This is a genomic window from Acidovorax sp., assembly GCF_046314175.1.
GTDB lineage: Bacteria > Pseudomonadota > Gammaproteobacteria > Burkholderiales > Burkholderiaceae_C > Acidovorax.
This window is the reverse complement of sequence record NZ_JBKBXG010000137.1, coordinates 1-8,683: the sequence shown is the minus strand read 5'-3', so window position 1 is coordinate 8,683 and position 8,683 is coordinate 1. Positions and strand designations below refer to the sequence as shown.

General features: G+C 62.1%; 5 protein-coding genes. All 5 read right to left on the bottom strand.

From position 1 onward, the window contains the following. Positions 1-306: 306 nt before the first annotated feature. Positions 307-2,343 (bottom strand): bifunctional 3-phosphoshikimate 1-carboxyvinyltransferase/cytidylate kinase, encoded by a 2,037-nt coding sequence (locus ACK4OE_RS24115; RefSeq protein ID WP_409888863.1) that lies wholly within the window; start codon positions 2,341-2,343, stop codon positions 307-309. A gap of 154 nt (positions 2,344-2,497) precedes the next feature. Then, positions 2,498-3,370, bottom strand: coding sequence for a prephenate dehydrogenase (locus tag ACK4OE_RS24110; protein ID WP_409888861.1), 873 nt, complete (start codon positions 3,368-3,370; stop codon positions 2,498-2,500). Between the two features lie 12 nt (positions 3,371-3,382). Next, positions 3,383-4,480 carry a prephenate dehydratase gene (pheA, locus tag ACK4OE_RS24105; RefSeq protein WP_409888859.1) on the bottom strand — a complete coding sequence of 366 codons (1,098 nt, stop codon included), beginning with the start codon at positions 4,478-4,480 and terminating at the stop codon, positions 3,383-3,385. Positions 4,481-4,564: 84 nt separating this feature from the next. Further along, positions 4,565-5,674, bottom strand: a complete 1,110-nt coding sequence (gene serC, locus ACK4OE_RS24100) for a 3-phosphoserine/phosphohydroxythreonine transaminase (protein WP_409888857.1) — start codon at positions 5,672-5,674, stop codon at positions 4,565-4,567. 116 nt (positions 5,675-5,790) lie between these two features. Next, positions 5,791-8,463 (bottom strand): DNA gyrase subunit A, encoded by a 2,673-nt coding sequence (gyrA, locus tag ACK4OE_RS24095; RefSeq protein WP_409888855.1) that lies wholly within the window; start codon positions 8,461-8,463, stop codon positions 5,791-5,793. Positions 8,464-8,683: the final 220 nt, after the last annotated feature.

The window sequence follows — 8,683 nt, the reverse complement described above, 5'->3', positions numbered from 1 at the left end:
CGACGCGCACGACTTCAGCGGTGATGACTTCGCCTGGGCGCATTTCCGTGCGCGTCAAGGATTCTTCAAAAAGGGCGGCAAAAGATTCGGACATGTGTTTCCTTGCCACAAACAGGATTCCAGTAGCACTATTGCTACTGTTTTTATAGCTGCTTGCGGTGGTTTTTTGCGGTGAAACCGCGGGTTAGGTTAAAGATCCACACCACCTGGGCGCTGGCGCGCGAGAGGGGCGGTGTGGGCCTGTTGCAAGGCTTTTCAGCATTGCAGGGGCCATATGGTGAGATGTGGCCCCGCGCTTTTTCAACCCTACGCAGACACTGCGAAGGGTTGACGCTCTTGCCACCAGGTCAACACTTGCTCGACGGCTTCATCAACCGTCAAGGTGGAGTTGTCCAGGACCAGAGCGTCCTGCGCGGGCTTGAGAGGCGCAACGCTGCGGGTACTGTCCCGTGCGTCGCGCGCCTCCAAGGCTGCGCGAAGGTCGTCGATGTTAGCCGAAAAACCCTTTGAAATCAACTGTTTATAACGACGCTCCGCGCGGCAGGCAGCGCTCGCGGTCAGATAGACCTTGAGCGATGCGCCTGGGAAGATCACCGTGCCCATGTCCCGGCCGTCCGCCACCAGCCCCGGCAGGCGCCGAAAGCTGTGCTGCAGGGCCACCAGAGCCTCGCGCACAGCGGGCAGGGCAGACACACGGGACGCATTCATGCCTGCTTCTTCGGTGCGAATGGCCTCGGTCACATCGTCGTGGCCAAGCAACACACGGCCGCCTTCAAAGCGCACGGGCAATGTTTTGGCCATGGCGGCAATGCCTGCTTCGTGTTCAGCATCTATGGCATGGCCAGCCCGCAATGTCGCCAGTGCGGTGATCCGGTACATCGCGCCAGAGTCCAGAAAGCGGTAACCCAGACGCTGGGCGACCGCGGCTGCCACGGTGCCCTTGCCCGAAGCCGTGGGGCCGTCGATGCAGATCACGGGAATGTGCGAGGGGGCCACCTGGGCCACCGAGAACAGCGCCTCAAAGTAGTCTGGAAATGTCTTGGCCACGCACTTGGGGTCTTCAATGCGCACCGGCAGACCCGCTGGATTGAACGCCGCCAGCGAGAAGCACATGGCCACGCGGTGGTCGTCGTAGGTGTGAATGCTTGCGGGCTTCCAATCGTCAACACGTGAGGGTGGCGTGACGCGGATGAAGTCCGCGCCTTCGTCCACCGTGGCGCCCAGCTTGCGCAGCTCCGTGGCCATGGCGGCGATGCGGTCGGTTTCCTTTACGCGCCAGCTGGCAATGTTGCGCAGGGTGGTGGTGCCCTCGGCATACAGGGCCATCACGGCCAAGGTCATTGCGGCATCGGGGATGTGGTTGCAGTCCAGATCGATGGCCTTGAGTGGCCACCCGTGCCCTGGCTCACCGCGCTGGATGTGCAGCCAGTTGGGACCGCCCGTGATGACAGCGCCCATGGCGCGGGCGGCTTCGACAAAGCGGATGTCGCCCTGGATCGAATCCAGGCCGACGCCCTGAATTTTTATGCCTTTTTGGTCACTATCGCTTGCTGTGATTGCGCCAAGTGCTATGAAATAACTAGCAGAAGATGCATCTGCCTCGACGTGGATGCTGCCCGGCGACTGGTAGCGGCTGCCTGCTGCAATCGTGAAGCGCTGCCAGTTCTGGTGATCCACCACGATGCCAAAGCGTGCCAGAAGCTGGAGGGTGATGGCGATGTAGGGCTTGGAGATCAGTTCTCCAACCACGTCGATCACGATGTTCTGGGTGCCAGCTGCCAGCGGCAGCGCCATGAGCAGGGCGGTCAGGAACTGGCTGGACACATCGCCGCGCACGCGGATTGGCTCTGCCAGTGCCAGCGCAGGGACGCCGTTGGCGTGGGCAATGCGCAGCGGCGGGTAGCCGTCGTTCCCCAGGTAGTCGATCTGGCAGCCCAGCTGACGCAGTGCGTCGACCAGATCGCCAATCGGTCGCTCGTGCATGCGCGCCACGCCAGACAGCTCAAACTCGCCGCCCAGGAGCGCCAGCGCGGCTGTCAGCGGCCGCATTGCGGTGCCTGCATTGCCCATGAACAGTTTGGCAGGGGACTGTGGAGCGCTGCCGCCCAGACCGGTGATGTGGACCGTGCTGCCCGCTTCGTCCACGGTACAGCCGATCTGTCGCAGTGCATCCAGCATCACCCGGGTGTCGTCGGACGCCAGCAGGTCGTGCACGGTGGTCGTGCCTGCGCTCAGGGCCGCCAGCAGCAGCACACGGTTGGAAATGCTCTTGGAGCCCGGCAGGTGGACTTCGCCCGCAGCAGATTGCAGGGGAGGGAGATCGAGGAATGCGGTGCTGTACATCGTGGTGGTGTGTCCATTGCAGCTCAAAGAGCGTTCGTGTAGCCAGCGGCCTGCGCAACCGGAGCGTCCCAACACCCGCGCACCCGTGGAACTGGCTCCGCCAGGCCACAGGGTGCGTCTCCCTGGGGGAAGGCGCCGCAGGCGACTCAGGGGGTTATTTTCTCTTCGCACCCATGCGCCAGTGCGCGCGGGTCTCGCTGGCGAGCGTCAGCATGTCTTCGAGCGCCTGGGCATCGCCCTTTTCCATGGCCTGCTCGATGGTGCGCAGCGCTTGCTGGAACAGCTTGGACTGGGCGATCAGTTCCTCGCGGTTCGAGAGCAAGATGTCGCGCCACACCTTCGGGTCGCTGGCTGCAATGCGGGTGAAATCCCGGAACCCGGGGCCCGCCAGTGACAAGAAATCGTCGCCAGTCGATTGCCCCGTGATGCTGTTCATCATGGCAAAAGCCAGCACATGCGGCAGGTGGCTGACGGCGGCAAAGGCTGAGTCATGCGCCTCTGGTGTCATGGTCGTAACGCGGCAACCAAGTGCTTTCCAGATCTCTTCCGCTTGCTGTAGCTGTTGCGGCAGGGTGCGTTCTGTGGGGGTCAGGATCAGCTGCCGTCCGCTGTAGAGATCGGCCTCCGCATGCTCGACACCGGAGACTTCGCGGCCGGTAATGGGATGGGCAGGGACGAAGGAGCCCACCTGATCCCGGAGTGCGCGATGGGCTGCTGTCACGACGTCGGCTTTGGTAGAGCCCACATCCATGATCAGCATCCGTGGCGTGACAAGGTGCTTAATGGCTTTGAGGGTTGCTTCGGTCGCTGCTACCGGAACGGCTACCAGCACCACATCTGCGCCAGCAACGGCCAGCAATGCCGACGGGGCCTCCACATCGATCACGCCCAACTGGCGGGCGCGGTCCGTGGTGGAGGGCGACTTGCTGTAGCCCACCACACGCTTGACCAGACCGGCCTTCTTCATGGCCAGCGCAAATGAGCCACCCATGAGCCCGCAGCCGATCAATCCCAATTGTTCAAACATGGCGGCGGCTCCTTACGATGACACGGGGTACGTCCCCAGAACCTTGTAGAACGCGCACAGGCTGCGCAGCTCTTCCAGAGCCCGCGCCACATGGGGTTGCGCAGGGTGGCCGTCGAGGTCGATGTAAAAGTAGTACTCCCACTGGCCTGTGCGCGCAGGGCGGGACTCAAAGCGCGTCATGGAGACGCCATGGGATTTCAGCGGCACGAGCAGGTCGTGCACGGCTCCGGGCTGGTTGGGCACAGACACCACAAGACTGGTGCAGTCCTTGCCCGATGGAGGCGGCGTTTGCAGCGTGTGGGGCAGGCAGATGATGGCAAACCGGGTGCGGTTGTACGCGTCATCCTGAATGGCATGGGCCACGATGTGCAGGCCGAACTGGGTGGCAGCGCGCTCGCTGGACAACGCTGCCCAGCCTGGGTTGGTGGTGGCCAGGCGGGCGCCTTCGGCGTTGCTGGACACCGGGCGGCGCTCGGCGTGGGGCAGGTGTTTGGTCAGCCAGGCCTGGCACTGGGCCAGCGCCTGAGGGTGGGCCATCACCACCTCGATGCCGTCGAGCGAGTTGCTGGTGCGCAGCAGGTTGTGGCGCACCAGAAGACTGACCTCGCCCACGACGTGCGTGGGGGTGTGCAAGAACAGATCAAGCGAGCGGGTTACCACGCCTTCGGTGGAGTTTTCTACGCCCACCACACCGTACTGGGCACTGCCAGCTGCAGTGGCGTGGAACACTTCGTCGAAGTTGGCGCAATACATCAGGTCGGCCGCGCCGCCAAAGAACTCGATGGCGGCCTGCTCGCAGAACGTGCCTTCGGGGCCCAGCACCGCCACACGCTGTGGCGACTCCAGCGCCAGGCATGCGGACATGATCTCGCGCCAAATGGCTGCTACGTGTGGTCCTTTAAGCGGGCCGGGGTTGGCGGTTTGAATCTTTTCGATCACCTGGGCCACGCGGTCCGGACGAAAGAAAGGAGTGCCCTCGCGCTTTTTTACTTCGCCCACTTGCTCGGCAACCAGCGCCCGCTGGTTCAGCAGCGAAAGAAGTTGCTGGTCAATGCTGTCAATCTGCACGCGCAGGCTGGCGAGGTCGGGTGATGCTTGCGGATTGGTCATGAATGGGGTGCTGTCGGGGGCGGGCCTTGGAATGACGGTAGGTGCCAGAGTCGTGCCATCAAATGGCGGTCGGAGTGCTCTCTGTCAGGCCTGTTTTTTTTCAAATTCTCGCATGTAGTCCACCAGCGCCTGCACGCCTGCAATGGGCATGGCGTTGTAGATGCTGGCGCGCATGCCGCCCACGGACTTGTGGCCCTTGAGCTGCAGCAGGCCGCGCTCTTTGGCGCCAGCCAGAAAGGCCTCGTTACGGCTTTCGTCACGCAGAAAGAACGGAACATTCATGCGCGAGCGGCAATTGACCGCCACTTTGTTCACGTACAGCTGCGAGCTGTCGATGGCGTTGTACAGCAGGCTTGCCTTGGCGATGTTGCGTTGTTCCATCGCGGCGACGCCGGTGAGTGCACCCTCTTGCTGGCGCTTGAGCCACTGAAAGGTCAAACCCGCTATGTAGATGCCCCAGGTAGGGGGCGTGTTGTACATCGACTGGTTGTCGGCCACGATCTTGTAGTCAAACGCGCTGGGGCAGGTTGGCAGTGCGTGGCCCAACAGGTCTTCGCGCACGACCACGAGCGTGAGCCCCGCAGGGCCCAGGTTTTTCTGCGCGCCACCAAACGCCAGGCCAACGCGGGACCAGTCCACGGGCCGGGAGGCCACGTGCGATGAAAAATCGATCACCAGCGGCGCCTCGCTGCCCAGCGCCTTCAGATCGGGCAACTGGTGAAACTCGATGCCGTTGATGGTCTCGTTGGTGCAGATGTGCAGATAGCTGGCACCGCGGCTCGTCGTCCAGGTAGCCGGGTCGGGCAGGGTAGTGAACCCGGTGTCTTCTGCGGTGGCCACCACGTTCACTTCAGAGGCGTACTTGCGGGCTTCCTTGTATGACTTCTGGCTCCAGCTACCCGTCACCACAAAATCAACAGCCCCGGCGCGCGACAAGTTCAGTGGAACGATGGCGTTTTCGGCCAACCCGCCGCCCTGCATGAACAGAATCTTGAAGTGCGACGGAACCGCCAGCAGTTCGCGCAGGTCGGCTTCGGCCTGCTCGTAGATGGACAAAAACTCTTTGCCGCGATGGCTCATTTCCATCACGCCCATTCCGCTGCCGTGCCAGTCCAGCATCTCGGCGGCAGCCTGTTCCAACACGTCGGCAGGGATGGCGGCCGGGCCGGCCGAGAAGTTGTACGGGCGTGTCATGAAATATTGGTCAAAAATGCCTCTAGCGCTTACTGGGTAAGCGCTACTAGCTCTGTGTTTAATAGCATGACAACTCGGCGAGTCCCTGCTTGCCGTGAATTGCCATGCGGGGTCGGTCAGGCGTCAGGTGGCTCAGGTGTCTCTGCGGCGGGATCGGTGTCAATGCCAGAAGCGTCTTCGCCCCCGGGTTCTGCTTCAATCACGTTCGCGTCGTTTTCAACAATGCGCTGCAGGCCACTCAATTGCGAACCTTCGTCCAAGGCGATCAGCGTCACGCCCTGCGTGGCGCGGCCCAGTTCGCGAATTTCCGACACCCGGGTGCGCACCAGCACGCCCTTGTCGGTGATGAGCATGATCTCGTCATCGGCGTGCACCAGCGTCGCAGCCACGACCTTGCCGTTGCGCTCGCTTTGCTGGATGGCAATCATGCCCTTGGTGCCACGGCCGTGGCGTGTGTATTCGGTGATGTTGGTGCGCTTGCCATAGCCGTTCTCGGTGGCGGTCAGCACGCTTTGTGTTTCGTCTTCGGCCACCAGCATGGCGATCACGCTCTGGGTATCTTCCAGCATCATGCCGCGCACGCCGCGCGCTGCACGGCCCAGGGGGCGCACGTCGTTTTCATCAAAGCGCACGGCCTTGCCACCGTCGCTGAACAGCATCACGTCGTGCTTGCCATCGGTCAGTGCGGCGCCGATCAGGTAGTCGCCGTCGTCTAGGTTGACGGCGATGATCCCGCCCTTGCGCGGGTTGCTGAACTCGTCGAGCGCGGTCTTCTTCACGGTGCCCATGCTGGTGCCCATAAAGACATAGCGGTCGGCCGGGAAGGTGCGCATGTCGCCCGTGAGCGGCAGCACGACATTGATCTTTTCGCCGTCCTGCAGCGGGAACATGTTGACGATGGGGCGGCCGCGCGAGCCGCGCGAGCCCGCAGGCACTTCCCACACCTTGAGCCAATACAGGCGGCCCCGGTTGGAGAAGCACAGGATGTAGTCGTGCGTGTTGGCGATGAAGAGCTGGTCGATCCAGTCGTCTTCCTTCGTCGCCGTGGCCTGCTTGCCGCGCCCGCCGCGCTTTTGGGCGCGGTATTCGGACAGGGGCTGGCTCTTGATGTAGCCGGTGTGGCTGAGCGTCACGACCATGTCGGTGGGGGTGATCAGGTCTTCGGTGGACAGGTCTTGCGCGCTGTATTCGACGATGCTGCGTCGTGCGCCCAGCTTGTGCTGGCCGAACTCTTGCTTGATGGAGGTCAGCTCGTCGCCGATGATGGCCGAGACACGTTCGGGCTTGGCCAGAATGTCCAGCAGGTCTTCGATGACCGCCATGACTTCCTTGTACTCGGCCACGATCTTGTCTTGCTCCAGGCCCGTAAGGCGCTGCAGGCGCATCTGCAGGATTTCCTGGGCTTGCGTTTCCGACAGTCGGTACAGGCCGTCCTGGCCCATACCTAGTTCTTTCTCTAGGCCGTCTGGGCGGTAGTCGTCGGCACTGACCACACCACCATCGGCGCGCGTGCGGGTGAGCATTTCGCGCACCAGCTTGCTGTCCCAGGGGCGGGCCATCAGCTCGGCCTTGGCCACCGGCGGGGTGGGGGCGTTGCGGATGATGGCGATGAAGTCATCGATGTTGGCCAGGGCAACGGCCAGGCCTTCGAGCACGTGGCCGCGGTCGCGCGCCTTGCGCAGTTCGAACACGGTGCGGCGTGTGACCACCTCGCGGCGGTGCTGCAGAAAGACGCTGATCAGGTCGCGCAAATTGCACAGGCGGGGCTGACCGTCGATCAGCGCCACCATGTTCATGCCGAAGGTGTCTTGCAGCTGCGTTTGCTTGTACAGGTTGTTGAGTACCACCTCGGGTACTTCGCCGCGCTTGAGTTCGATCACCAGACGCATGCCCGACTTGTCGGACTCGTCCTGGATGTGGCTGATGCCCTCGATTTTCTTTTCGTGCACCAGCTCTGCCATGCGCTCCTGCAGCGTCTTCTTGTTGACCTGGTAGGGCAACTCGTCGACGATGATCGCCTGGCGCTGGCCGCGGTCAATGTCCTCGAAATGGCACTTGGCACGCATGATCACGCGCCCACGACCCGTGCGGTAGCCGTCCTTCACGCCATTGATGCCGTAGATGATCCCGGCGGTGGGGAAGTCGGGTGCAGGAATGATCTCCATCAATTCGTCGATGGTGACATCCGGGTTGCGCAGCATGTGCAGGCACGCGTCCACCACCTCATTGAGGTTATGCGGAGGGATATTGGTGGCCATGCCCACAGCAATGCCGGATGAGCCGTTGACCAGAAGATTCGGAAGCTTGCTGGGCAAAACCAGCGGCTCTTTTTCACTGCCATCGTAATTGGGGCCGAAATCGACGGTCTCCTTGTCAATATCACCCAGCATTTCGTGGGCGATTTTGGCGAGGCGGATTTCGGTATATCGCATGGCCGCAGCGTTATCGCCGTCCACGGATCCGAAATTGCCCTGACCATCCACCAGCATATGGCGCAGCGAGAAGTCCTGGGCCATACGCACGATGGTGTCGTATACCGCGGAATCACCGTGCGGGTGATATTTACCGATCACATCGCCCACGATACGGGCCGACTTCTTATAAGGTCGGTTCCAATCGTTATTGAGTTCGTGCATCGCAAAAAGTACGCGGCGATGCACAGGCTTCAAGCCGTCACGCGCGTCGGGCAGGGCCCGACCTACGATCACGCTCATCGCGTAGTCGAGGTAACTGCGCCGCATCTCTTCTTCGAGGCTGATCGGCAAGGTTTCTTTGGCAAACTGGGTCATTGGGGACTGCGGTGGCGGCAAAGGAGAGTCATTTTAGGGGCAAGACCGTGTAGCGACTGCGCAACATATGGCGGCAATTCAGGTTTTGTCCTACGGGCCCTGGGTGGGTGCCCCCGCTTTTGCCCTGTTACGTATGGCACAATCGTTTGAACGCTTTGGGTGATGGTCACTCCAAGCGTCCTGATTCGCAGCGCGGCTGCGGCTTTTTCCCCAAGAGGAG

Excerpts from the sequence above, each read along its gene's own strand:
- ACK4OE_RS24115 (WP_409888863.1), bottom strand. The coding sequence starts at position 2,343 with ATGTACAGCACCGCATTCCTCGATCTCCCTCCCCTGCAATCTGCTGCG.
- ACK4OE_RS24110 (WP_409888861.1), bottom strand. The coding sequence starts at position 3,370 with ATGTTTGAACAATTGGGATTGATCGGCTGCGGGCTCATGGGTGGCTCA.
- pheA (WP_409888859.1), bottom strand. The coding sequence starts at position 4,480 with ATGACCAATCCGCAAGCATCACCCGACCTCGCCAGCCTGCGCGTGCAG.
- serC (WP_409888857.1), bottom strand. The coding sequence starts at position 5,674 with ATGACACGCCCGTACAACTTCTCGGCCGGCCCGGCCGCCATCCCTGCC.
- gyrA (WP_409888855.1), bottom strand. The coding sequence starts at position 8,463 with ATGACCCAGTTTGCCAAAGAAACCTTGCCGATCAGCCTCGAAGAAGAG.